Below are 401 nucleotides of genomic sequence, written 5' to 3'. Positions count from 1 at the left end.
CTCACCCCCCGCTATATATTCGCCTAGGCAGAGAGTCAAGAGGTCAAGGTTCTTTACTACCGTTGTCCGGTGCGCCTTTGCTCTCCTGGCAACTGCCGCCCTTGTCAGTATCATGCCTTCAGCTTCTAGCTGAGCTACTGCCACCGCTATCCTTTGCCGGGCGTTCTGGCTCCTATCTATGTTCGCCTTTGCTAGTTCTTCTATTGTCCACAGCTTGCCGGTCTTGCTATACAGCCACTGAAGACGCTTTAAGAGCCGGTCTGTCAATCGGTAGGGCTCGTATTCAGGGATTACCGGCGCTTGCTTCGTCCAGGCTGTCGCTCTTTCTATATCGGCGCTTACTTCTCCCCAACGCCCTCTATTTATGTCTTCTGACTGTCCGTTATGCTTCTATTCCAGCC

General features: G+C 52.9%; 1 protein-coding gene. It reads right to left on the bottom strand.

The features are described 5' to 3' along the window. The coding region (locus A0J57_RS27100; RefSeq protein WP_235600962.1) for a hypothetical protein at positions 1–267 on the bottom strand (267 nt) is incomplete at its 3' end. Positions 268–401 lie beyond the last annotated feature (134 nt).

This window comes from Sphingobium sp. 22B (assembly GCF_001580035.1).
In the GTDB taxonomy this organism is placed as follows: Bacteria; Pseudomonadota; Alphaproteobacteria; order Sphingomonadales; family Sphingomonadaceae; genus Sphingobium; species Sphingobium fuliginis.
This window is presented reverse-complemented; position numbering and strand designations above follow the sequence as displayed.